This window comes from Rhodococcus sp. 06-156-4 (assembly GCF_002259345.1).
Lineage (GTDB): Bacteria > Actinomycetota > Actinomycetes > Mycobacteriales > Mycobacteriaceae > Rhodococcoides > Rhodococcoides fascians_E.
The window spans coordinates 80,629-107,623 of sequence record NZ_NPGB01000018.1 but is presented as its reverse complement, the minus strand read 5'-3'; the positions used below and the strand labels follow the sequence as shown (position 1 = coordinate 107,623).

1 protein-coding gene is annotated in these 26,995 nt (G+C 65.4%); it reads left to right on the top strand.

From position 1 onward, the window contains the following. Positions 1-6: 6 nt before the first annotated feature. Positions 7-26,973 carry a non-ribosomal peptide synthase/polyketide synthase gene (locus CH290_RS11290; protein ID WP_094620646.1) on the top strand — a complete coding sequence of 8,989 codons (26,967 nt, stop codon included), beginning with the start codon at positions 7-9 and terminating at the stop codon, positions 26,971-26,973. The last annotated feature ends 22 nt before the right edge of the window (positions 26,974-26,995 follow it).

The window sequence follows — 26,995 nt, the reverse complement described above, 5'->3', positions numbered from 1 at the left end:
GTCTGAATGCGCGCCGCGGTCTCAGGCGAGTCCCATGGATCACTTCCTCCCGAGGGAGGTGCATCGGAGCCGTTCCCGTTGTCGTCGGCTCAGCGTGGAATGTGGTTCGCGCAGCAGTTGGCGCCGTCGGTTCCTGTCTGCATCGCGCAGTACGTGGACTTGCGGGGCGACCTCGACCTGGAGTTGTTGAGGAAGTCGACGCGTCAAGCCGGCCATGAGTTCCAGTCCGCCTTCATCCGTCTGTTCGAGGTCGACGGCGAACCGATGCAGGTGATCGATCACAGCATCGACGACTCGGTCGACTACCTCGACCTGCGGTCCGAGGACGACCCCATGGCCGCGGCGAAGACGTGGATCGATCGCAACTACACCGCTCCGGTCGACGTGACCACCGATCGCCTGGTGGACGTCTGGATTCTTCACGTCGAGGACGACCGGTACCTCTGGTACAGCAAGATCCACCACGTTGCGCTCGACGGCTACGGAGCCATGACGATGGTGAATCGGACGGCGGAGCTCTACACCGCGGAGCAGGAAGGCACACAGCCGCCACCGGCCAAAGCCGCCGAACTGCAGAAGCTGTACCAGCTGGACCAGGAGTACCGCTCCTCCGGTCGATTCGAATCGGACCGCGACTACTGGGTCGAACACGTCGGCCACGCGCGTGGTGGTGCTTCCCTCGCGAACACACCCGGCGCGACCGTCGCGGCAAGCACACTGTCGAGCGAAGCGTTGCGCACCGAGATCGTCGATGCGCTCGAAGCATCGGACGCGACCAAGGGCGCGACGTCCGCGGCCGTCGTCATCGCCGCGTTCGCGTGCTACCTCGCCAGGGTCACCGGGCGCGACGAGGTGCTGATCAACATTCCAGTGTCGGCAAGAACCACCGCGTTGCTCCGTCGTTCGGGTGGCATGCTCGTCAACGTCGCTCCGCTGTCGATCCGTGTGGATCCCGACGGCACCGTGGGCGACCTCGTACAGCAGGTGCAGCTGGAACTCATGGGTGCGTTGCGTCACCAGAGGTTCAGCCTCGAAGACATTCGGCGCGAACTGGCGACGCGCGGCCGGGACGCCGACCTCACGGGTCCGATGGTCAACGTGATGCTGTTCCACCAGCAGATCCAACTCGGTTCCATTGCAGGCGAATTCAACATCGTCACTTCCGGTCCGGTCGAGGACCTGCTGGTCAACATCTACCAGAGTGGTAGCCCTGCACGAACGTTCGTGGACTTCCGCGGAAACCCGAATCGCTACGTCGACGAGGACCTCGTCCGTCACCACCGCACGTTCGTCGAGGTCGTCGACGCGTTCGTCGAAGCGAGCCCGCACGACGCGGTCGATACCGTTCATCGCCCGAGTGCGGACGTGGGAAGGATTCGGCGCGCCGAGCGTTCCGAACTCGACTACTGGACCTCGGTGCTCTCCGACGCGCCCAGCCCCGTCGGTTTCGCCGGGTTCGCCAGCGCAGGATCCAAGGGGGAACGGACGGGCGCTCCGACTCCGAGGACAGCCTCCGCGTCGATCGACGCCGCCACCCACCGCGGCCTGTTGTCGGCGGCCAATCAACAGAACGCCAGCGTGCTGGTGTCCGTCCACTCGGCGTTGGCCGTGCTGCTGTCACGACTGGCCGACGAAACCGACATCTCGATCGGCGTGCGTACGCGATCGACCGACGGCAACGTCGTCGTCCTCCGGTCGTCGGTCGACGCAGCGGAGTCGTTCTCCGATCTGGGTGCTCGGCTGCGTGACATCGATTCGGCTGCACTGGCTCACGCGGGCGCATCGCTGGAGTCGGTCGGTGCGACGGTCAACTCGGCGGGGTCCACGAAAGCGGACTTGATCCGCGTGCTTCTGTCGTTCGGAGTCGAGGACCTGGGCGACGATCTCGATGTGGTCGACGTCGTGGTCACCGTGCACGAGACGTTCGATGCGCTCGGCGTTCCCGCCGGTATGTCGATTCGGTTCGTCCATGACTCGGAAGCGGACGACGGCCGAGCGCAGGCGCATCTCGACAGGCTCGTGACGTTGCTGCGCAGCGCGGCCACCGATCCGGCCCGTCCGGTCGGCGACGTCGATGTTCTGACGTCCGCCGAGCGGGCTGCCCTGGTCCCGGTTCGCGGTGCGTCGTCGGTGGGCGGGCAGTTGTTGCCGGAGATCTTCGCCTCCGCGGTGAAGGCTGCGGGGGTGAGTGCCGAGGCATTGGTGGTTGCGGGTTCGGGTGCACCGGTGACCTACGGAGAGCTGGATTCTCGGTCGACTGCAGTGGCCGAGCTGTTGGTCGCACGCGGCGTCGGTGTCGGTTCGTTCGTGGCAGTCGGATTGCGGCGCTCGGTGGAGTACGTGATTGCCGTGTGGGCAGTGGCCAAGGCCGGCGGTGCGTTCGTACCGGTCGACCCGTCGTACCCGGCGGATCGCCTTGCGCACATGCTGTCGGATTCCGGTGTCGCGGTAGGGGTGTCGACGTCGGAGTACATCGACGTACTGGCCGAGTCCGGGCCCTCGGTGGATTGGGTCTCGCTCGACGAATCGAACCTCGTCGCTGCCGAGACTGTGTCGAGTCCTGAAACACCGAGTCCTGAAACACCGAGGCCTGAAACACCGAGTCCGGTGCCGTCGCTGGACGATGCGGCGTATCTGATCTACACCTCGGGATCGACAGGTGTGCCGAAGGGCGTGGTGGTCACGCACCGCGGACTCGGCGACTTCGTGGAGGAGGAGCGGGCTCGCTTCCGGGTCACCACCGACTCACGTGTGCTCGCGTTCGCCTCGACGAGCTTCGATGCGTCGGTGCTCGAAGTGCTGCTGGCCTTCGGCGGCGCCGGCACACTGGTGATCGCGCCGACGGATGTGTACGGCGGTTCCGAGTTGGCTGCAGTGTTGTCGGGCGAGTCGGTGACCCATGCGTTCGTGACGCCTGCTGCGTTGGCGTCGGTGGATCCGTCGGGTCTGGATGATCTGAAGGTCGTGGTGACCGGTGGTGATGCAGCGAGTGCGGAGCTGGTCGAGCGGTGGGGTGCAGGGCGGTCGCTGTTCAATGCGTACGGTCCGACCGAGGCCACGGTGTTCTCGTCGGTCAGCGAGCCACTGACGGTTGATCGTGGTGTCGACATCGGCGCTCCCATCTCGGGTTCGGAACAGCTCGTCCTGGACTCGCGCCTGCGGCCTGTTCCGGTGGGTGTGGTGGGTGAGTTGTATTTGTCGGGTCCTGGTGTGGCTCGTGGTTATCATGATCGTTTTTCGTTGACGGCGGAGCGGTTCGTTGCGGCGCCGTTCGGTGGTGGTGTGCGGATGTATCGCACGGGTGATGTGGTGCGGTGGTCCGGTTCGGGTGTGTTGGAGTATGTGGGTCGTAGTGATTTTCAGGTGAAGGTGCGTGGTTTCCGGATCGAGTTGGGTGAGATCGATTCGGTGGTGGTGGGTCATGGTGATGTGGATTTCGTGACGACGGTGGGTGTGGATGGTCCGTCGGGTGCGACGGTGTTGGTGTCGTATGTGTTGCCGGTGGTGGGTGCGGTTGTGGATGTGGAGGGTTTGCGGGAGTTCGTGGCGGGTGTGTTGCCGTCGCATATGGTTCCGTCGGCGTTCGTTGTGTTGGAGTCGATTCCGTTGACTCCGGCGGGCAAGTTGGACCGACGCGCACTACCGTCTCCGACGCTGGCGTCGCACTCGGTGTTCCGTGCCCCACGGACGGACAACGAACGACGAGTGGCCGCGGTCTTCGCGGACCTGCTGGACTCGCCGAAGGTCGGCATCGACGACAGTTTCTTCGATCTCGGCGGAAACTCCTTGGTCGCAACACGATTGATCGCTCGGGTGAACGCCGATCTCGGTTCGTCTCTGCGGGTTCTCGATCTGTTCGAGGCGCCGACGGTCGTCGGGTTGACCGCTCGTGCCGAGGACACCGCCGGCTCGTCGAATCGTCCCGCGCTGGTTCGTGCGGAGCGGCCGGACGTGGTTCCGCTGTCGCTCGCCCAGCAACGGATGTGGTTCATCAACCAGTTCGACACGCAGTCGGCTGCCTACAACATCCCACTGGCAGTGCGGTTGTCCGGTGCCGTGGACGTCGCGGCGCTCAGCGCAGCGGTGACGGACGTGGTCGAACGCCACGAGAGTCTTCGAACCGTGTTCCCGACGGTGGGCGAGCTGCCTCGGCAGGTAGTGCTCGACGTGGCCGACGTCGATCTGTCGCTGGACATGGTGTCCATCGACGAGAGCGCACTGGCCGGGCACGTGTCGTCCGACGCTGCACGCGGCTTCGACGTCACGACCGACATGCCGATCAGAGCTACGCTCTATCGGCTCGACGGTCGTGAGGATCGGCATGTGCTGGCCATCGTGGTGCATCACATCGCGGCCGACGGTGCCTCCATGGCGCCGCTCGCCTCCGATGTGATGATCGCGTACTCGTCCCGGGTGGCCGGCGAAGTTCCGGCCTGGGAACCGTTGGCAGTTCAGTACGCGGATTACTCGCTGTGGCAGCGCGGACTGCTGGGGTCGGAGTCCGACTCGGAATCTCTGATGTCCCGCCAGTTGGCGTATTGGTCCCGAGTACTGGCGGATGCGCCCGACGTTCTGCCGTTGCCTCTCGATCGACCGCGCCCCAGCACTCAATCCGTGGCGGGCGCAACGACGAGATTCGAGATTCCCGCGGAACTGCGGTCCGAGCTCGTGCGGCTGGGCGCCGCACACGACGCGACACCGTTCATGGTGTTCCATTCCGCACTGGCGCTCCTGTTGGCCAGGTTGAGTGGTACCGAGGACATCGTGGTGGGTACGCCGATCGCGGGTCGTGGTGAGGCCGGGTTGGATGCGTTGGTCGGTATGTTCGTGGGGACGTTGGTGTTGCGGACGGAGGTGTCGGCGCACCTGTCGTTCGTGGAGTTGTTGGCGGCGACGCGGGCGGCGGATCTGGCTGCGTTCGACAACACCGATGTGCCGTTCGAGCGGTTGGTGGACGAGTTCGCGCCGTCGCGGTCGACGGATCATTCTCCGTTGTTCCAGGTGTTGTTGGAGTTCCAGAACAATCAGCGGGCGCACCTCGAGCTACCCGATCTGACGGTGAACATCGAGGAAATCGACACCGACACCACCAAGTTCGATCTCCAGCTTCGGATCGACGAAGCAGCGGGGGACAGCGGCACGTCGAGTGCGGCGTTCACGTACTCCACCGCGCTGTTCGACCCGGGCACCATCGACCGCTTCGTCGATCGTTTTCTCCGGCTGCTCGAGTCGATCACCCGTGCGCCGCAGGCGCCGCTTCGGAATCTCGACATCCTGTCGGTGTCCGAGCGTGACACCGTGCTCGCCGTATGGAACTCCACCGAGCACCGGCTCCCTCCCCAGGTCGGATCGGACCCGACGCTCGGCAGCTTGTTCGACCTGCAGGTCGCGCGAAGCCCGTACTCGATCGCGCTGGTGTTCGACGACGAGCACGTGACGTACCGCGAGCTGGACGAGCGTGCCAACCAGCTCGCACGTCACCTGGTGTCGCTGGGAGTCGGACCGGAATCGCATGTAGGACTGGCGATTCGACGGTCCGCCGATCTGCTGGTCGGCATGTACGCCATCATGAAAGCCGGCGGCGCCTACGTACCGATCGACCCGGACCATCCCGTGGACCGATCGGCGTACGTCATCGACAGCGCGCAGCCCGTCTGCATCCTGACGACGAGCAGGGACTGGATCGACGTGTCGGTGGCCACTCCGGTCCTCGCCGTCGACCTGATCGATGTCTCGGACAGGGCGACGACTCCGCTGGGCTCGTCGGAGCGTCTCGGCGACATCACTGGCGCGAACACCGCCTACGTCATCTACACCTCCGGTTCGACGGGGCGGCCGAAGGGCGTGGCCGTCTCGCACGAGGCCATCGTCAACCGGCTGCTGTGGATGCAGGACCGGTACCGGCTCGAGCCGTCGGACAACGTCCTGCAGAAGACTCCGGCGAGCTTCGACGTCTCGGTGTGGGAGTTCTTCTGGCCCTTGCAGGTCGGCGCCAAACTGGTCATCGCAGCTCCCGACGGTCACCGTGATCCGGAGTATCTGTCGCGGGTGATTCTGCGTGAGAGGATCACCACCCTTCACTTCGTGCCGTCCATGCTCGCCGTTTTCGTCGACGGTGCGCACGCCGAGGACTGCGAGTCGCTGCGCTTGGTGTTCTGCAGCGGCGAGGCTTTGCCACCTGCGACGGTGGAGGCATTCGCTGCCTTCTCGGATGCGCAGTTGCACAACCTGTACGGTCCCACCGAAGCAGCGGTCGACGTGACGTCGTACCACTGCGTCTCGTCGGATCCGGTGTCGATTCCGATCGGTGCTCCGGTGTGGAACACGCGCACCTACGTCCTCGACGCGTCGTTGAAGCCTGCGCCGATCGGTGCACCGGGTGAGCTCTACCTGGCGGGTGTCCAACTCGCGCGTGGTTACGTCGGTCGCGGTGATCTGACAGCCGATCGCTTCGTCGCCGATCCGTACGGTGAACCGGGCGAACGTCTCTACCGCACAGGTGATCTCGTGCGGTGGCGCGCCGATGGCAATCTCGAGTACATCGGCCGAACCGATTTTCAGGTGAAACTCCGCGGACTGCGAATCGAGTTGCCGGAAGTAGAATCGGCGCTGCTTCGCCACCCATCCGTCGCGCGCGCCGTGGCCGTCGTGCACCGCACCGTCTCCACGGGCGAGGCTCTGGTGGCCTACGTCGTGCCAGTGCGGGGAGCAACCGTCGACGCAGCCGAGTTGGCACGCGCCGTCGGCGAGTCCCTTCCGGCGTACATGGTGCCGTCGCTCGTGGTCGAACTGGCCGAGTTCCCGCTGAACTCCAGCGGAAAGCTCGACCGGAAAGCCTTGCCGGACCCGGTGTTCACGCTGACCGACGACGAGATCGTCGCACCGTCGAATCCGGTCGAGGAGATCATCGTCGGAGAGTTCGTCGCGCTTCTGGGCGGAGAACCCATCGGCGTCACCCAGAACTTCTTCGCCGTCGGTGGCAACTCTCTCGTCGCGATGCGAGCCGTGGCGCGCATCAACTCGGCTCTCGGATCGAGCCTGACCGTTCGCGATCTGTTCGACTCGCCGACCGTGCGTTCGCTGGCTGCGGCCGTCGAATCGCAGGGCTACCGGACCGACCCGAAGCCGGCACTGGTTCCAGTGGAGCGACCGGCGTCCATCCCGGTTTCTCTTGCACAGCAGCGTATGTGGTTCATCAACCAGTACGACACATCGTCGGCTGCGTACAACGTGGCCTTCGCGATGAGGCTGACCGGCCGGCTCGATACCACCGCACTGCGCAGTGCACTGGGTGACGTCGTCGACCGCCACGAGGCCTTGCGGACCGTCTTCCCTCTGACCGACGACGGTCCCGTCCAGTCGATTCTGGAATCGCACCAGGCGCTGCCCGATCTGACTCCGATCCCGGCCGAGTCCGAGGACGATGTCCTTCGCCTCGTCACCGAGGTCGCATCCGAAGGATTCGACGTTGCCAGCAGTGTCCCCGTCCGAGCTCGACTGATCGAGGTCGGACCGGAGGATCACGTGCTCGCGTTCGTCGTGCACCACATCTCCTCCGACGGATTCTCGACCGGTCCGCTCGCTCGGGATCTGATCGTCGCCTACAGCGCGCGTACCCAGGGCGAGGCGCCGACGACGTCGGCTCTGCCTGTGCAGTACGCGGATTACTCGCTGTGGCAGCGCGCCTTCCTGGGTGAGGAATCGGACACCGATTCCGTGATGAGCAAGCAACTCGGCTTCTGGGTGGACACCTTGTCCGGAGCCCCGGATGTTCTGGACCTCCCGTCGGACCGTCCGCGTCCGGCCGAATCGTCCTTCCGCGGTGCGGCAGTGGAGTTCTCGATCGACTCCCAGGTCCACGCACGGATGACGGAGCTGGCCACGCTGCGCGATTCCAGCGTGTTCATGATCGTTCACGCGTCGCTCGCGGTGCTTCTGTCCGGCCTGTCCGCGTCGTCGGACATCTCGGTCGGTACACCGATCGCCGGTCGCGGTGACGCCGCACTCGACGATCTCGTCGGAATGTTCGTCAACACACTCGTTCTGCGGACCGAGATCGACGCCGCGCGGTCCTTCCGCGACCTGCTGGCCGATGTCAGGGCCACCGACCTCGCGGCGTTCACTCACTCGGACATTCCGTTCGAGCGCGTCGTCGATGCGCTCGATCCCGTCCGGTCCACCTCGCATACCCCGCTGTTCCAGGTGATGCTGGAATTCCAGCACACGGATCGCCCGAACATCACTTTGCCCGGGTTGAACGTCGAGGCAATGGATCTGGCGAACGACATCGCCAATTTCGATCTGCAACTGACCGTGTCCGAGCGCTTCGACGCGTCCGGACAGGCTGCCGGTATCGAGGCCTCCTTCCGGTACGCCACCGACCTGTTCGACGCTGCCACCGTCGACACGTTCGCGCACCGATTCGTTCGAATCGTGGACGCGGTCACCTCGGACTCCGGCGTTGCCGTCGGCGACATCGACATACTGTCCGCGGACGAACTCGACGCGCTGACGCCCGTTCGCGGCGCCACGCCGATGCCACCTCGGCTGTTGCCCGAACTGCTGGCGGACTCCGTCGCGTCCGCAGGCGAGTCGGCCCATGCGCTCGATGTCGACAACGGGGTCATGACGTACGGGGAGTTGGACGCTCGGTCCTCCCGACTGGCTCGTCTGATCGTCGACCACGGTGTCGGCCCCGGTGACGTGGTTGCGCTCGCACTTCCGCGTGGCGTCGACTCCATCGTCGCCATCTGGGCCACGGCGAAGGCCGGAGCGGCGTTCCTGCCTGTCGACCCGACGTACCCAGCAGACCGAATCACGCACATGATCACCGATTCAGGTGCTGCGCTGGGACTGACGACGCTCGCCGACAACTCCGCACTGGCGGCGTTGTCCGACCGTGTCGTCTGGGTGGTTCTCGACGACCCGCGCTTCCAGCACGTGACGTCCACGTTCTCGACCTCAGCGATCACCGACGCCGAGCGTGTGGAGCCGCTGCGAATCGACGACGCTGCGTATCTGATCTACACCTCAGGGTCGACAGGTGTGCCCAAGGGCGTGGTGGTGACCCACCGCGGTCTGGCCAACCTCGCCGCGGAAGAACGTTCACGGTTCGAGGTGGAGCCGGGATCGCGTACGTTGGCGTTCGCCTCACCCAGTTTCGATGCGTCCGTCCTGGAGTTCGTACTTGCGTTCGGAGCAGGCGCTACAATGGTGATCGCACCGTCCGGGATGTACGGCGGCCCGGACCTGTCGAACTTGATGCGCGACAAGCACGTGACCCATGCCTTCGTCACTCCTGCGGCGCTGGCAACGGTCGACCACACGGAGTTGCCGGAACTGCGCGTCATCGCAACCGGCGGCGACGCATGCCCGCCGGAGTTGGTGTCCAGGTGGGCGCCCGGCCGGAAGATGTTCAACGCGTACGGACCGACCGAGGCCACCATCTTCTCGTCGATCAGCAACGAGCTCGCCCCCGGCGGCGTCGTGGACATCGGTTCTCCGACAATCGGTTTCGCCGAGGTCGTACTCGATTCTCGTTTGCGGCCGGTGCCTGTCGGTGTACCGGGTGAGCTGTATCTTGCCGGTCCGGCTCTCGCCCGCGGTTACCACGGTCGACTTCCGCTGACGGCCGAGCGCTTCGTGGCGGATCCCTACGGTGAACCGGGGAGCCGGATGTATCGGACCGGCGACGTCGTTCGCTGGAACCGGGCCGGTGCACTGGAGTTCGTCGGTCGCAGTGACTCGCAGGTCAAGGTGCGCGGTTTCCGCATCGAACTCGGCGAGATCGACGCGGCAGTCGGTGCGCACGACGGTGTCGACTTCGCGACGACAGCCGGCGTCAAGGGACCGGCCGGCAACACCATCCTGGTGACCTGGTTCGTCGCCGCGGAGTCCGCGTCGCCGACTGTCGATGCGGCGATCCTGCGCGAGCACGTCGCCGCGGTGTTGCCCGCCCACATGGTCCCCACCGCGTTCGTTCGGCTGGAGTCGATTCCGCTGACCCCTGCGGGCAAACTCGACCGCCGTGCGCTTCCCGAGCCCACGTTCGACGGTCCGGCCGACATCGGCCGAGCGGCGGACACCGCGATCGAGAAGCTGCTGGCTGGACTCTTCGCCGAAGTTCTCGGCCTCGAGCAGGTCGGTATCGACGATTCGTTCTTCGCTCTCGGCGGAGACAGCATCATGTCCATCCAGTTGGTGTCGCGGGCCAAGGCAGCAGGCCTCGTCCTGTCGCCGCGGGATGTGTTCGAACGCAAGACGGTTGCCGCACTCGCCGAGGTCGCGTCGTCCGCGGACGGCGACTCGGTCACGGTGCTGGAAGAACTTCCGGGCGGCGGCGTGGGTGACGTGCCGCTCACGCCCATCACCCAGTGGATGATCGACCGGACGCACGTGTTCGACCGCCACACACAGACAGCGCTGCTGACCTTGCCGGACGACATCGATCGATCCGCACTGGAAGCGACCGTACAGTCGGTGCTCGATCATCACGACATGCTGCGTGCGCGCCTTCGTCACGAGGACGAGCACTGGACCTTGGACGTGCAGCCCATCGGCTCCGTCGCGGCTGCCGCGGTGGTGCACCATGTCTCGGTCGGCTCGAGCACCGGTGACGAGTTCTCCTCGGTCGCCTCGGCCGAGCTCGAACGCGCAGCAGCACGTCTGGCCCCGGCGAGCGGCTCCATGATCCAGTTCGTCTGGTTCGAAGCCGCCGACAAGTCCGGACGACTGTTGATCGTCGCGCATCACCTCGTCGTCGACGGCGTGTCGTGGCGTGTATTGGTTCCCGACCTCGCCACGGCATGGGCACAGCTCGAGGCCGGTGAGGCGATAAGCCTGCTTCCCGTCGGTACGTCGATGCGGCGTTGGGCTCACGGTCTCGCCGACGCGGCGGAGTCCCGCCGGGGCGAGCTGGCGTTGTGGAAGGACACACTGTCCGGGGACGATCCGCTGGTCGGTTCGCGAGCGCTCGACCCGGAAATCGACGTGTACGCCACGGTCGATCACGTCGAGGTCGAGCTGTCGGCCGACGTGACCGAGGCATTGCTGACATCCGTTCCGGAAGTGTTCCACGGCAGCGTCAACGATGGTTTGATGGCCGGTCTCGCGCTGGCCGTCGGCGCGTGGCGACGTGCACGAGGTATCGAGACCCAGGATTCGCTCGTCTCGCTCGAGGCCCACGGACGCGAGGACCACATCGTCCCCGGCGCGGACCTGTCTCGTACCGTCGGATGGTTCACCACCATCTATCCGGTTCGAATCGATCTGCGCGGCATCGATGTCGACGACGCGATGAGCGGCGGTTCGTCGGCCGGCGCGTTGATCAAATCCGTGAAGGAACGACTTCTCGGAATTCCGGACCACGGCATCGGCTTCGGTATGCTCCGCTACCTGGACGACGAGTCGCGAAACGTACTGGCACCCTTGACGTCGCCGCAGATCAGCTTCAACTATCTCGGACGGTACGGCGCGGGAATTCCCGAGAATCTTCGCGGCGTAGGCTGGCTCCCGGTCGAAGACGACAGAATCGGCGATGTCCAGAACCAGGATCTACCGGTCTCGGCCGCCTTGGACATCAACGCAGTCACCACCAGCGGAGAGCGCGGTGACGCCCTCCGCGCCACGTTCGCGTACCCGTCGGGAGTGCTCGAACGAGACGACGTCGAACAGTTGACGACCCTGTGGGTGAACGCTCTGACGAGCATCGCCCGGCACGCGCGCAGTGCAGGCGCTGGTGGGTTCACCCCGTCGGACCTCGATCTCGTTGCGCTGCCGCAGAGTTCGATCGTCGACATCGAGAAGCGGTATCCGACGTTGACCGACATCTGGTCGATGTCTCCGTTGCAATCGGGCATGCTCTTCCATGCCGAGCTGTCCGATCAGACAGTCGACGCCTACATCGTCCAACTCGTCATCGAACTCGGCGGCTCGGTCGATGCGGACCGGTTGCATCGGTCCGCTCAGGTTCTGCTCGATCGCCATGCCAACCTCAGGTCGGCCTTCGTTCACGACCTCGACGGCAACGCCCTGCAGGTCGTTCAGCGAAGCGTCGACGTTCCGTGGTCGGACATCGACCTGCGGGACGTGCCGGCAGAGGGCAAGGACGCCGAGCTCGATCGCATCCTCGCCGCCGACCGCGCAACCCGATTCAACATGGCCGACGCACCGCTGCTGCGGTTCACGTTCGTCCAGGTCGCCGAAGGACAGTGGCGACTCGTGCTGACCAACCACCACATCCTGATCGACGGTTGGTCGACGCCGCTCGTCATCCGCGAGCTGCTGACTCTGTACGCGACGGACGGCGACGACGCGGTGCTCCCTCGGGTGCCCGCTTACCGCGATTATCTGGCGTGGATGAACAGGCGCGACGGCGAAGCCGGTCGTCAGGCCTGGATCTCGGCGCTCGAGGGACTGTCCGAGCCGACTCTCCTGACCCCGGTCGAGAGCCGGCGACAGGAATCGACCCGAGCCGGTCGTGCGCTGACGTCGTTCGACGCGGCGGACACCACTGCGCTCCGCGTGTTCGCTCGGGACCGTGGTGTCACGATCAACACCCTGGTACAGGCAGCGTGGGGCACAGTGCTCGCGACGCTGACCGGACGCACCGACGTCCTGTTCGGCGCGACCGTGTCCGGGCGGCCGCCGGAGATCAACGACATCGAATCGATGATCGGCCTGTTCATCAACACTCTCCCGGTTCGAGTGACGCTCGATCCGCGGGAGTCGTTGAGCGAGTTCGTCATCCGCCTGCAGAACGAGCAGGCAGGTCTGCTCGACCACCACTACCTCGGTCTCACCGAGATCCAGCGGGCCGTCGGTCCAGTGGTCGCCTTCGACACTTTGACGGTGTTCGAGTCGTACCCCGTCGACCGCGGTGGACTGTCCGACGAGACCGACATCGCAGGGCTGCGTGTGTCGGGAATCGTCGACGGCAGCGACACCGCGCAGTATCCGCTCACGTTGGTCGCGATGGCCGACGATCGACTGCACGTCGAAGCGAAGTACCTGCCCGAGGTGTTCGAGCAGGATGCCGTGGAGACCATTCTCGGCAGGATCGTGGCCGTCCTGGACGCGTTCGCGACCCAGCCGGAACTACCTGTCGGGCAGCTGCAACTGTTGTCCGAGTCCGAGCGTGACCTGTTGATCCCGGTACACGGCGCGCAATCCGTTGCCGGACGACTGTTGTCCGACGTCTTCGCCGACGCCGTGAACACAGCCGTCGGCACCGGCGGTGTCGACGCGATCGCCGTGGTCGCGGGCAACGAATCCGTGACGTATCAGGAACTGGACGCGCGATCCTCGCGAGTTGCCGACGTGCTGCGCTCGCGCGGTGTCCGCCCGGGCACCTATGTGGCGGTGGGACTGCAGCGTTCCATCGAGTACGTCGTCTCGGTATGGGCTGTGGCGAAGGCCGGCGGAGCGTTTCTCCCCGTCGATCCGTCGTATCCGCAGGATCGCATCGAACACATGTTGACCGACTCCTCGGCACCGGTGGGTATCTCGGTGGCTCGGTACACCGACGTGCTGACCGAAGCGGGGCGGGAGGTCGACTGGATCGTCCTCGACGAGATCGACTGGTCTGCATCCGAGTCGACTTCTGTGGCAGTCGACGGTCGACGGCCGGACAGCCGGGCAGTTCCGTCGCTGGACGATGCGGCGTATCTGATCTACACCTCGGGATCGACAGGTGTGCCGAAGGGCGTGGTGGTCACGCACCGCGGTATCGCCGATCTCGCCGAGGAGGAGCGGACCCGCTTCCGGGTCACCACCGACTCGCGTGTGCTCGCCTTCGCGTCGACGAGCTTCGATGCGTCGGTGCTCGAGATGGTGTTGGCGTTCTGTGGCGGCGCAACCATGGTCATCGCGCCGACCGACGTCTACGGCGGCGTCGAGCTCGCAGCGGTGCTGGCCGAGAAATCGGTGACCCATGCGTTCGTGACTCCTGCTGCGTTGGCGTCGGTTGATCCATCGGGTCTGGACGATCTGCAGGTCGTGGTGACGGGCGGCGACGCCGCCGGTTCCGAGTTGGTGGAACGGTGGGCCCCGGGCCGCGATCTGTTCAATGCCTACGGACCGACGGAAGCGACCGTGTTCGCGTCGCTCGGTACACCCATGCGTCCAGGTGCACCCATCGATATCGGCTCACCGGTGCGCGGATTCTCGGTTGTCGTTCTCGACTCCATGCTGCGGCCTGTTCCGGTGGGTGTGGTGGGTGAGTTGTATTTGTCGGGTCCTGGTGTGGCTCGTGGTTACCATGATCGTTTTTCGTTGACGGCGGAGCGGTTCGTTGCGGCGCCGTTCGGTGGTGGTGTGCGGATGTATCGCACGGGTGATGTCGTGCGGTGGTCTGGTTCGGGTGTGTTGGAGTATGTGGGTCGTAGTGATTTTCAGGTGAAGGTGCGTGGTTTCCGGATCGAGTTGGGTGAGATCGATTCGGTGGTGGTGGGTCATGGTGATGTGGATTTCGTGACGACGGTGGGTGTGGATGGTCCGTCGGGTGCGACGGTGTTGGTGTCGTATGTGTTGCCGGTGGTGGGTGCGGTTGTGGATGTGGAGGGTTTGCGGGAGTTCGTCGCGGGTGTGTTGCCGTCGCATATGGTTCCGTCGGCGTTCGTTGTGTTGGAGTCGATTCCGTTGACTCCGGCGGGCAAGTTGGACCGACGCGCGCTACCCGTCCCCGACCTGTCGCGTGGGGCAGAGCATCGCGATCCGACGACGGATACCGAGCGAGCGATAGCGGACGTGTTCGCCGAGGTTCTCGGGCTGGACTCCGTCGGTGTCGACGACAACTTCTTCGATCTCGGTGGTGACTCGCTCAGTGCCACCAGGGTCACTTCGCGGGTGAACTCTGCCCTGGGCAGTTCGGTGACTGTGCGTGCGCTCTTCGAATCACCCACCGTCGCAACGTTGTCGCTGCGAGCGCAGTCCGACGAATCCGCCGCGGATCGACCCCCGTTGGTGCCTGCGGTGCGCCCGGAGATCGTGCCGTTGTCGCAAGCACAGCAGCGGATGTGGTTCATCAACCAGTTCGACACGCAATCGGCTGCCTACAACATCCCACTCGCGGTGCGCTTGACCGGACATCTCGATGTCGAAGCGCTCGGGGCAGCGGTCTCGGATGTGGTTGCGCGGCACGAGAGTCTGCGTACGACGTTCCCGATGGCGGGTGAGCGGCCGAGGCAGCACATCCACTCGGTCCCCGACGACCGTTTCGTCCTCGATGTCCTCGATGTCGTCGACGTGGACGCGGGCGATCTGACGGCACGGATCATGGCGGATGCATCCCACGGGTTCGACGTCACGACCGACATGCCGTTCCGTGCCTCGCTGTACCGGCTCGACGGTCGTGAAGACCAGCATGTGTTGGCCATCGTCGTGCATCACATCGCGGCCGACGGTGCCTCCATGGCGCCGCTCGCCTCGGATGTGATGATCGCGTACTCGGCGCGGGTGGCAGGTTCTGCCCCTGTCCGCGAACCTCTCGCGGTGCAGTACGCCGATTACGCACTGTGGCAACAGGCTCTTCTGGGTGACGAGTCCGACTCGGCGTCACTGGCCGCACGCCAACTGGCCTTCTGGGCGCGCACGCTGGCGGACGTACCCGAGGTTCTGCCGCTGCCGATCGACAGGCCACGGCCGAACCAGCAGTCGCTTCGCGGTGCCTCGGTACCGTTCCATCTCTCGTCCGACACCCACGCCGCGCTGACCGGGATCAGCCGGCGCAGTGGGGCAACGATGTTCATGACCGTCCACGCAGCCTGGTCCGCTCTGTTGGCCAGGTTGAGTGGTACCGAGGACATCGTGGTGGGTACGCCGATCGCGGGTCGTGGTGAGGCCGGGTTGGATGCGTTGGTCGGTATGTTCGTGGGGACGTTGGTGTTGCGGACGGAGGTGTCGGCGCACCTGTCGTTCGTGGAGTTGTTGGCGGCGACGCGGGCGGCGGATCTGGCTGCGTTCGACAACACCGATGTGCCGTTCGAGCGGTTGGTGGACGAGTTCGCGCCGTCGCGGTCGACGGATCATTCTCCGTTGTTCCAGGTGTTGTTGGAGTTCCAGAACAATCAGCGGGCGCACCTCGAGCTACCCGATCTCGTCGTCGACGGAGTCGACATCGATGCAGGCATCGCGAAGTTCGATCTGCAGTTGACCGTGTCCGAGAACTTCGACGACGACGGCGTTCCCTCCGGCATCGACATGGCGTTCACGTACGCCACCGATCTGTTCGAGGAGTCGACGGTTCGGGAGTTCGTCCGACGGTTCTCGATGCTCGTCGACGGCGTGACTGCTGCCCCCGACCGCGCCATCGGCGATGTCGACATGCTGACGGACGACGAAGTTCACGCGCTCACGGTGGACTGGAATCACGAGGGATCGACTCCGTCGAACGACACTCTGGCGCAGCGTTTCGAAGCGTCGGCTGCACGGTTCCCGGATCACACTGCGGTGGTGTTCGGCAGTCGCCGCTACACCTACGCCGAGCTGGACGGGCGGTCCAATCAGCTTGCCCGTCACCTCGTGTCGCGAGGAGTCGGTCCGGAAACCCTGGTCGCGGTGGCGATGCCGCGCAACGCCGAACTGGTCGTCGTCCTGCTCGCGGTCCTCAAGGCAGGCGGCGGTTACCTGCCGGTGGACGTGACCTATCCGGCCGACCGGTTGGCGTTCATGCTCGAGGACGCTCGGCCGGTCTGTGTGGTGTCCACGATCGCCGATGTCACGGCGGTGCCGACCGACGAACTGACGACCGTTCTGCTCGACGATCCGTCCGTGGTCGAGGTGCTCGACGGTCTCGACTCGGGTCCGCTGACGCCGGACGAAGTCGGCGGACTCGTCGACGCGGAGTCGATCGCCTACGTCATCTACACCTCGGGCAGTACGGGCCGTCCCAAGGGCGTGCAGGTTGCGCACTCCACGGTGGCCACGCTGTTCGAGAACACCGTCGACTTGTTCGAGTTCGACGAGACCGATGTGTGGACGATGTTCCACTCCTACGCCTTCGACTTCTCGGTGTGGGAGTTGTGGGGGCCACTGCTCTACGGCGGCACCCTCGTGGTCGTCGACTACTACACCGCTCGCTCGCCGGAGTTGTTCCGAGAGTTGCTCGTTGCCGAACAGGTCACGGTTCTGAATCAGACCCCGACGGCGTTCTACCAGTTCGCCGAGGCAGACCGTGTCGCGCCTGCAGATTCCGCAGGACTTGCGTTGCGGTACATCGTCTTCGGCGGTGAAGCGCTCGACCTCGGTCAGCTCGGCCGGTGGTACGCACGCCACCCGGAGAACGCTCCGACGTTGGTGAACATGTACGGAATCACCGAGACCACCGTGCACGTGAGCCACCTTGCGCTGACCGAGCAGTTCGCTGCCTCGGCGTCGGCGAGCGTCATCGGCCAGGCGATCCCCGGGCTCTCGGTGTCGGTCCGCGACAACAGGTTGCGGCTCGTTCCGCCTGGAGTGACCGGCGAGATGTACGTCTCGGGTGGCCAGCTGTCCCGGGGATACCTCGGACGCGCCGGACTGTCGGCAACGCGTTTCGTCGCCGATCCGGACGCCACCGACGGCGCACGGATGTATCGAACGGGCGACACCGCTCGATGGAACCGCGAAGGTCGGCTCGAATACCTCGGTCGTAGTGACATGCAGGTCCAACTGCACGGGTTCCGTATCGAGCTCGGCGAGATCGAATCGGCTCTGCTCGGAGTCGACGGAGTTGCGCAGTCCGTGGTCTCGGTGCGCGACGACGGGGCCGGTGATCGACTGGTCGGATACGTCGTACCCGAGGCCGGGCGCACGCTCGACGTCGCAGGTGTTCTCGACGACGTCGCCTCGTCGTTGACGTCGTACATGGTGCCTGCGGCACTCGTCGTGCTGGCGGAGCTCCCGCTGACCGCGAACGGAAAGCTCGACCGCAAAGCGCTACCCGCGCCGGACTTCTCGTCTCGGGTCACTCAGAGCCGGGCACCCGCGTCCGAGATCGAACACAGCCTGGCCGCGCTGTTCGCCGAGGTGCTCGGGCTGGACACCGTCGGCGTCGACGACTCGTTCTTTGCTCTCGGCGGAGACAGCATCATGTCGATTCAGCTCGTGTCTCGCGCCAAGGCAGCAGGTCTCGTCATCGCCCCCCGCGACGTGTTCGAGCGCAAGACCGTCGCCGGTCTCGCCGAGGTGGTGGCACTCGTCGGCGACGCCGACGTCGTCGTGCTGGAGGAACTGCCAGGAGGAGGCGTCGGAGATCTACCTCTAACTCCGATCGTGCAGTGGATGCTCGAGCGGAGCGAGGAGTTCGGTCGATACACCCAGACTGCACTTCTGCAGCTGCCGAAGTCCATCGACCGGTCGACTCTCGAGAGCACGGTCCAGGCGATTCTCGATACCCACGACATGCTCAGGGCACAGCTGTATCGCGACGACAACGGCGTGTGGACCGAGACGGTCGCGGCCGTGGGCTCGGTCTCGGCCTCCTCGGTGCTCCACCATGTGACGGTCGACGACGTGTCCGGCGACGCCTTTTCGGCACAGGCTGCTGCGGAACTGGATCAGGCAGCGGACCGACTCGATCCGTCGACCGGCCGCATGATCCAGATGGTCTGGTTCGAATCTCCCAGCGGTGCGGGCCGCTTGCTCGTCGTCGCACACCACCTGGTGATCGACGGTGTCTCGTGGAGAATTCTGGTTCCGGATCTCGCGTCGGCGTGGTCTCAGGTAGTAGCGGGGGACCAGCCGGCACTTGCTCCCACCGGCACGTCGATGCGTCGCTGGGCAACCGGACTGGTCGACGTCGCCGCCGAGCGCACCGACGAACTCGCGTTGTGGACGTCGATCCTCGACGGACCCGATCCGCTGATCGGAGCTCGTGCGCTCGACCCCACAGTGGACGTCGACGCTACGGTCGAACGCATCAGGGCGTCGTTGCCGGTCACCGTCACCGAGCGCTTGCTCACCACAGTCCCGGAGAAGTTCCACGGAAGCGTCGGCGACGGTCTGCTCGCGGGCCTCGCACTGGCGTTGATCGCCTGGCGCAACGAACGCGGCGCCGATGGCGACACGCCGCTGAGCGATGCGTTGTTGAGCCTGGAAGGGCACGGACGCGAGGACGGCGTCGTACCCGGTGCCGATCTCGGCCGCACGATGGGATGGTTCACGACCATCTTCCCGGTCCGCCTCGACCTGAACGGAATCGACGTCGCCGACGCCTTTGCCGGAGGGTCGGCTGCGGGCGAGGCGATCAAGGCCGTCAAGGAACAGTTGCTGGCCATCCCGGACCACGGCATCGGGTTCGGTATGGCGCGGTACCTCACCGACGAAGGCCGGGCCGCGCTGGCCGGATTCCCGAAGCCTCAGGTCAGCTTCAACTACCTGGGTCGATTCGCCACGGGCAGTTCCGAGGGAATGGACGACGTCGGCTGGATCCCGGTGTCCGACACCACGCTCGGCGATGCACAGAATCCCGACATGCCGGTGCCGGCGCTGCTGGACATCAACGCGGTCACCAACACCACCGACCAAGGTCCGGTACTGGACGCGACGTTCGCGTTCCCGTCCGGCGTCCTCACCGCACCCGAGGTCGATCGCCTGGTGGAACTGTGGGTGGAGGCACTGACAGCACTGACCACTCACGCCGACGCGCCCGAAGCCGGCGGGTACACACCGTCCGACCTCGAGCTCGTCGACATCGATCAGCCGACGATCAGCGCTCTGGAAAATCGATTCCCGGATCTCGACGATGTCTGGTCGATGTCTCCGCTGCAGTCCGGGCTCCTGTTCCACGCGAGACTCGCAGGTGAGGTCGCCGCGGATGTCGCACTGGAGGTCGATACGGGCGTCGACGCCTACATGGTGCAGCTCGGACTCGAGCTTCGCGGCGTCGTGGATGCGGATCGTATGAAAGCCGCGGCACAGACGTTGCTCGACCGGCATGCGAACCTGCGAACAGCGTTCGTGCACAACTCGAACGGTGATTCGGTGCAGGTCGTACAGACGGGGATCCACGTGCCGTGGTCGCACGTGGACCTGTCGGGTACGCCGGATCCCGACGCAGCGCTCGACTCGGTGCTCCGGCAGGACCGCGCACGCAGGTTCGCGCTGGATCACGCTCCGCTGCTTCGGTTCACGCTGATCACGAAATCCGTCGGTGCGGACGGCACGGGGGAGTGGCGCTTGCTGCTCACCAACCACCACATCCTGCTCGACGGCTGGTCCACGCCGCTGCTGATCAAGGAACTGCTGACGTTGTACGCGACGGCCGGCGACGATTCGATGTTGCCCCGCGTTCCCGCGTACCGCGATTACCTGAGCTGGATGCGGCGCCGGGATGCAGCCGCATCCAAGGCGGAGTGGGTTCGGGCATTGTCCGGTGTCGAGGAACCGACCTTGCTGGCCGACGCGGATCGCGGGCGGAAGCTCGAGGCCGTGTCCGTCGAATCGACGCAATCGCTGTCGAAGGAGACCACCGCTGCCCTGCGGGATCTGGCAGCGCACCGCGGCGCGACGCTCAACACCATCGTGCAGAGCGCATGGGGCGTCGTACTGGCGGCACTGACCGGTCGTGACGATGTCGTCTTCGGGGCGACTGTCTCGGGTCGACCACCGGAGATCCCCGGTATCGAATCGATGATCGGTTTGTTCATCAACACACTGCCGGTGCGCATCTCGCTCGATCCGGCCGAAGCCGTCGGAGATCTCGTCGACCGGGTACAGGTGGAACAAGCGAGCCTGCTCGATCACCACTACCTCGGCTTGACCGATATCCAGAGGGCCGCCGGAAACGGTGTCTCGTTCGACACCCTGACGGTCTTCGAGTCGTACCCGGTGGACAAAGCCGGGCTGTCGGAGGACACCGACATCGCCGGGCTGAAGGTTGCCGACGTTCTCGGTACGGATGCAGCGCACTACCCGTTGACACTCGTCGCGTCCGTGGACGACAGGTTGCACCTGAAGGTCAAGTACCTGCCCGAGCTGTTCACTGCCGACGACGTCGAGCGGATCATCGCGCGTATTTCTCGGGTTCTGCACGCCGTCGTCGAGAACGACAGAACGTCGCTGGCCCGTATCGACCTGCTGGCCGAGTCCGAGCGCGCTGCCCTCGCACCGGTCCACGGACCTCGGGGACGTTCCACCGTCCTCCTCGGTCACATCTTCGAGAACGCAGCGAAGAAGTCCACCGGCCGGGTCGCGTTGCGGTTCGGTACCGAATCGCTCGGCTACGACGAACTGGACAGCCGTTCCACTCGCCTCGCTCGGCTGCTGCTGCAGCGCGGCGTATCCGCCGAGTCGTTCGTCGCGCTCGGTCTTCCACGCTCGATCGAATCGGTCGTCGCTGTCTGGGCCGTCGCCAAGACAGGTGCAGCGTTCGTTCCGGTCGACCCGGGATATCCGCGGGATCGCATCGAACACATGGTGACCGACTCGGGCGCCCAGTTCGGACTGACGATCGCCGACAGGCTCGGGGACCTCCCGAAAACTGTCGCCGACGGCATGCCCTGGATCGTGCTCGACGATCCAGCGACCGACGCCGAGCTGCAGGCCATGCCTGCCGAACCGCTGGCGGAACACGAACGTGTCGCCGGCCTCGGGGTCGACAGCACCGCCTACGCCATCTACACCTCGGGCTCGACGGGTCTGCCCAAGGGCGTCGTGGTGACGCACTCCGGTCTGGAGAACTTCGCGCACGAACAGGCCGAGCGATACTCGGTCACGCCCGAGTCCAGAACTCTGCACGTGTCGTCGCCGAGCTTCGACGCGTCGGTGCTCGAATATCTGCTGGCCTTCGGTGCCGGAGCAACGATGGTCATCGTGCCACCGACGGTCTACGGCGGCGAGGAACTGCACCGAATCCTGTCCGACGAAGCCGTGACGCACGCGTTCATCACTCCGTCGGCGCTGGCGTCGGTCGATCCCGGTGGCCTGGAGACGTTCGCTCACGTGGTCGTCGGCGGTGAGGCCGTACCGGCAGAACTGGTGTCCAAGTGGGCCCCGGGACGCAAGCTCTACAACGGGTACGGCCCGACCGAAGCCACCATCATGTCCAACATCAGTGATCCACTGGACGCGTCGGCTGCTCTGACGATCGGTGGTCCGATCCGAGGCGTCCACGAGGTCGTGCTCGACAGCAGGCTGCAACCGGTACCCGTGGGCGTGACAGGTGAGCTGTATCTGGCCGGCGTCGGTCTCGCCCGGGGATACCACGACCGTCCGGCTCTGAGTGCGGTGCGTTTCGTGGCCGATCCGTTCGGCGCTCCCGGTGAGCGGATGTACCGCACGGGCGACCTCGTCCGCTGGAGGAGTGGAGCCGGCGGAACGACCATTGGGGACAGTGGAGCCCGCGGAACGACCATTGGGGACAGTGGAGCCGGCGGAACGACCATCGGGGACAGTGGAGCCGGCGGGAGTTACACGATCGAGTATGTCGGGCGGAGTGACTTCCAGGTCAAGGTGCGCGGCTTCCGCATCGAGCTCGGTGAGATCGACGCGGTGCTCGCCACGCATCCGGCTGTCGATTTCGTTGCGACGATCGGCGCCGAATCACCGTCCGGTGCCACCGTTCTGGTTGCGTACGTCCGTGCGTCGACATCGGGTTCGACGCTCGATCACGGTGAGCTGACGGCGCACGCGTCCGAGCGGCTACCGGGGCACATGGTGCCGTCTGCGTTCGTTCAGCTCGACGACATCCCGCTGACTCCGGTCGGCAAGCTGGATCGGCGCGCGCTGCCGACGCCCGAGTTCGATTCCGACGGTGTGGATTTCGTCGCACCTCGGACGGACGCCGAGGCATCGGTGGCCGAGGTGTTCGCCGAGATCCTCGGAGCAGACCGCGTGGGTGCGCTGGACAACTTCTTCGATCGCGGTGGTGACTCGCTGTCTGCGACTCGGGTGATTGCCCGTGTCAATGCCGAATTCGGGACTCGGATCGGTGTGCGCAGCATTTTCGAGGCTCCGACCGTGGCGGGACTCGCCGGCCTCGTTGCCGGATCGGCGGGAGATTCCGGCGGACGTCCGGTCTTGCGGTCCGTCGAGCGGCCTGAGGCGGTACCGCTGTCGCTGGCCCAGCAGCGCATGTGGTTCATCAACCGGTTCGATCCGGCCTCGCCCGCATACAACGTTCCTCTGGTCGTGAAACTCACCGGGTCGTTGGACGAGTCCGCGTTAGGAGCAGCTGTCGCGGACGTACTCGAGCGGCACGAGTCGCTGCGTACGACGTTCCCGAACGTCGGGCGGTCGCCCGCACAGGTGATTCACTCCGCCGCGGATGTCATCCCCGAGGTGACGGTCGAATCGGTGCGTGACAACGAACTGGTCGACGCGCTCGGTCGCTTCGCGGGCCGCGGGTTCGACGTCACGACGGAAATCCCGATTCGTCTGGCGCTCTATCGAACCGGCGAGGACTCCCATGTGCTCGCCGTGGTCGTGCACCACATCGCGGCGGACGGAGCTTCGATGGCACCGCTCGCACGCGACGTCATGGTCGCGTACTCGTCGAGGACGGCGGGTTCGGCACCGGCGTGGAGTCCCCTCGAAGTGCAGTACGCCGACTACACGCTGTGGCAGCGAGAACTGCTCGGCTCCGAGGACGACGAGAACAGCGTCGCCGCACAGCAACTCGGATTCTGGCGAACCGCCCTGCGCGGTACACCTGATCTGCTGCCCTTGCCCACCGACCGTCCACGTCCGACCAACCAGGACTTCCGCGGTGGGCGCGTCAAGTTCGACATCGATGCAGATCTGCATCGTCGGGTGGTGGAGTTCTCCCGTGACCGCGGTGCGACGATGTTCATGGTCGTGCACAGTGCGTTCGCGGCGACACTGGCCAGGCTCAGCGGAATCGACGACATCGCGATCACCACACCGGTCGCCGGTCGCGGTGAGGCGGCGCTGGACGACCTCGTCGGCATGTTCGTGAACACTCTGGTCCTGCGCACGGTCGTCGACGGTGCGGAGTCCTTCGAGTCGTTGCTCGGCCGTGTCGTCGAGTCGGACCTCGAAGCGTTCGGCCACACGGAGATTCCGTTCGAGCGTGTCGTGGAAGTCCTCAACCCGACTCGGTCCACGTCGTACGCTCCGCTGTCGCAGGTTGCGCTGTCGTTCCAGAACAACACAGCTGCACGGTTGGACCTACCGGAGCTGACCGTCGAAGGCGTCGATTTCGATGTGCCGGTTGCCAAGCAGGACCTTCAGTTGCTGCTGGCGGAGACGTTCGTCGACGCCGGCGAACCCGCCGGTATCGACGGTGCATTCGACTTCGCGACGTCGCTGTTCGACGCTGCGACAGTTCAGACGTTCGCGGACAGATTCGTTCGTATCCTGCGCGCTGCCGTGTCGGCACCGTCCGCACCGATCGGGGATGCCGACGTGCTCGGCGAACACGAGCATCCGGCCCTCGCGCCGGCCAGGGGCGAGGCGGGCGGTCCGTTCCGGACGTGGCCGATGATTCTCGCCGACGCTGCCGCCGCGAACCCGGACGGTATCGCCGTCGAGTACGGCGACGTCGAATTGTCCTACCGCCAGTTGGACGAGTGGTCGACCCGTATCGCGCGGATGCTCATCGATTTCGGTGTCGGGCCGGAGACGTTCGTTGCGCTGGCTCTGCCGAGGTCGATCGAGTCCATTCTGTCCATCTGGTCCGTCGCGAAGACGGGTGCCGCGTTCCTTCCCGTCGACCCGAACTACCCGTCGGATCGCATCGCGCACATGCTCGACGATTCCCGTGCGCCGATCGGACTGACCGTAGGAGACCACCGAGATTCCCTGCCGGACAGCATCACCTGGCTCGTGGTGGACGACGAGGATTTCGCCGCCGACATCAAGCGGTACCCGACCTCGCCGGTGACCGACGCGGACAGGGTCACTCCGCTTCACCTCGACAACCCCGCATACCTGATCTACACGTCGGGATCGACCGGTCGACCGAAGGGCGTCGCGGTGCGGCACCGAGGCCTGGCGAACCTCGAGGACGAGGTCACGTTGCGTTTCCACCCGACGCAGCACTCCAGGATCTCGCACATCGCGTCCCCGAGTTTCGACGCATCGATCTACGAGTTGACGATGGCGTTCGGCGTGGGCGCCACCATGGTGATCGTTCCTCCCGGTGTCTTCGGCGGCGACGACCTGGCCGATCTGCTGGAGCGCTCGCGGGTGACGCACGCCTTCCTCACGCCGGCTGCGCTCGCGTCGATCGACCCCACGCGCCTCGGCGACGTCGGCGTCCTGGCGGTCGGTGGCGAAGCGTGCACTCCGGAACTGGTGGCACGGTGGGCACCGGGCCGAATGATGTTCAACGGCTACGGACCGACGGAAACGACGATCCAGGCCAGCGTCGGCGGCCCGCTCGTACCGGGACGGACGATCGACGTGGGCAGCCCGGCGATCGGGTTCCGCTTCCTCGTGCTCGACGCCAGACTTCGGCCGGTGCCGGCGGGCGTCGCGGGTGAGTTGTACATCGCCGGACCGGGAACGGCCCGCGGTTACGTGGAGAGGTTCGCCTTGACGGCGGAACGGTTCGTTGCCGACCCGTACGGCGAAGCGGGCGAACGCATGTACCGGACCGGCGATGTCGTGCGGTGGGTGAGCTCGGCGCACGGAGACGAATCGGGTGAACTGAAGATCGAGTTCGTCGGTCGCAGTGACTTCCAGGTCAAGGTCCGTGGCTTCCGGATCGAACTGGGTGAGATCGACTCGGTGCTCACCGACCACCCTGCGCTGAACTTCGCTGCGACGATCGGGCACACCGCGCCGTCGGGCGACACGGTGCTCGTGTCGTACGTTCGAACGATCTCCGGGGTGGAGGTCGGGTCCGTCGAGGTCACCGAACACGTGGCGACGGTTCTTCCCCGACACATGGTTCCGACGGCAATCGTCTTCCTCGACGAGATTCCGCTGACGCCCGTCGGCAAGCTCGACCGCCGTGCGTTGCCGGTGCCGGAGCTGACGGCGTCCACCGTGCCGTACCGCGCGCCGTCGACCGCAACCGAACAGGCGGTCGTGGATGTGTTCGCCGACGTCCTCGGTGTCGAGCGCGTCGGAGTCGACGACAACTTCTTCGACCTCGGCGGTACGTCACTCGTCGCAACCCGAGTGGTACCGGCGTTGGAATCTGCGACCGGTGTGAGGGTTCCGCTGCAGGCACTGTTCCTCGATCCGACGCCGGCCGGACTTGCGGCGCGGGTGGACAGCAGCGAGGACACGGCTGGGGCGGGCTTGAACAGCGCATTCGGTGTGGTCGTACCTCTCCGCGCAGAAGGCAGCGGAGACCCGCTGTTCTGCATCCATCCCGGAATCGGGTTGTCGTGGGGGTATTCGGGAATCGTCCGGCACCTCGCCGACGATCGACCGGTGTACGGCCTGCAGCTGCCGAGTATCACCGAGGGAGGGTCGTTCGATTCGATCCAGGCGCTGGCAGCTCGGTACGCGCAGGAGATCCGTCGGGTCCGTCCCGCCGGTCCGTACAACCTGCTCGGTTGGTCTCTCGGCGGTGCTGTCGCCCATGCGGTGGCGGTCGAGCTCCGGCGGGGCGGAGCGGATGTCGATTCGTTGACCATCATGGACAGCTACGTCGAGTCCGGTGACGACACTCCTCAGGGGAAGCTCAGCGTCGAGGAACTACTCGAGGGGCTCGGACTCGACCTGCCGACCGTCGCGTCGGATGGGCCGCTGACCTACGAGGGCGCTGTCGAATTGTTGTCGGCGTCGTTCGGACAGGACACCGGTCTGACCCCGGAGCACCTCGAGCGCATCAACGACGGTTTTGCCAATTCGACGTCGATCATGAGTCGTTTCGTGCCCGACGTCTTCGACGGGAATGTCTTGTTCTTCGCGGCAGGTCGCGGGTCGGGTGACGGGGTCGACCGCGATCCAGCGGTATGGAATGCATTCATCGAAGGAGAACTTGAAATCAGGACGATCGATTGTGCTCACAATCAAATGATCGAACCCGAAGTTCTTTCCGAAGTCGGCAATGTTCTGGAGAATTATCTGGCGAAATAGAGTGCTTTTCTCTTCTGAAATG